Source organism: Mesorhizobium sp. P5_C1 (assembly GCF_054049815.1).
The window spans coordinates 1-923 of the sequence record NZ_JBFULQ010001143.1 but is presented as its reverse complement, the minus strand read 5'-3'; the positions used below and the strand labels follow the sequence as shown (position 1 = coordinate 923).

Below are 923 nucleotides of genomic sequence, written 5' to 3'. Positions count from 1 at the left end.
CGGCTGCCCTGCAGGTTTTGCAGGCCACGCCCTCGGCCCAGCAACCGAATTCCCAACGATATCTGACATGGTTTGGGGCGCATACCGTAGGACTGTACGCAAAGGCCACTGGAAATTTCTCGAAGATTACGGATACTCTTGCAAACAAAGCAATATCGTTTGGATGCCACGGCAGCGACTGCGAATCGGGAGACTATGCATATGTGTACCGTAATCAACCTTACAGTATCTTTATTTGTCCCAAGTTCTGGCTAGCCGCTCTGAAAGGAACGGATTCAAGGTCTGGAACGATTATACATGAAATAAGTCACTTTTTCATCGTCGCATCAACAAACGACTATGTCTATGGTCAGGATGCCGCCAAGGTACTCGCGGCCGAAAACCCGCCTAGAGCCACATCAAACGCTGATAATCACGAATACTTTGCTGAGAATAGCCCGGAGCTTCCGATGTGAGGAACACCACACGCTACTGATCTAGGCCGTGAACCCATAAACCGGGAAATGATCGAGATTGGTGGATTTGTGGATTGTCGGCTATCGGCCCGCGGGTTGGACGAAAGCGATTTCGCCGCCACGCGTTGATGATCGGCGCGTGCTGAATGGAACTTACTGGGTTCTGCGCTCCGGCGCGCCGCGGCGCGACCTACCGCTCTGGTCTTGATCAATGCGCCACGCCGTCGGATGCGTGCAGGAGTCTCCAGGTCAAGCCGATGCGGCCGTCGAACTGGGATGCAAAATGTTCGGCGGCGACGCCTTCCAGGCCGTCATCGACAAGAGCTTCGATGCTTCGTCGCAGCAGCGCGAGTTGCATCTCGCGGGCGTGTGCAAGGTCTGCCTCTCTCATGATTTCCGTGACGTGGTAAGCGATAACGGGCTGGCCGAGGCAAGACATGAGCGCGCTCGCCTCCGACGTCACTGCCG

General features: G+C 55.5%; 2 protein-coding genes. One reads left to right on the top strand and one right to left on the bottom strand.

Features of this window, described 5'->3' with window-relative positions:
* Window positions 1-455, top strand: a 455-nt coding sequence (locus ACXJ7R_RS34470; protein ID WP_457155694.1) for a M35 family metallo-endopeptidase, incomplete at its 5' end; no start/stop codon positions are given.
* A gap of 208 nt (window positions 456-663) precedes the next feature.
* Here ACXJ7R_RS34470 and ACXJ7R_RS34465 read toward each other — a convergent pair.
* The coding region (locus ACXJ7R_RS34465; RefSeq protein WP_457155693.1) for a hypothetical protein at window positions 664-923 on the bottom strand (260 nt) is incomplete at its 5' end.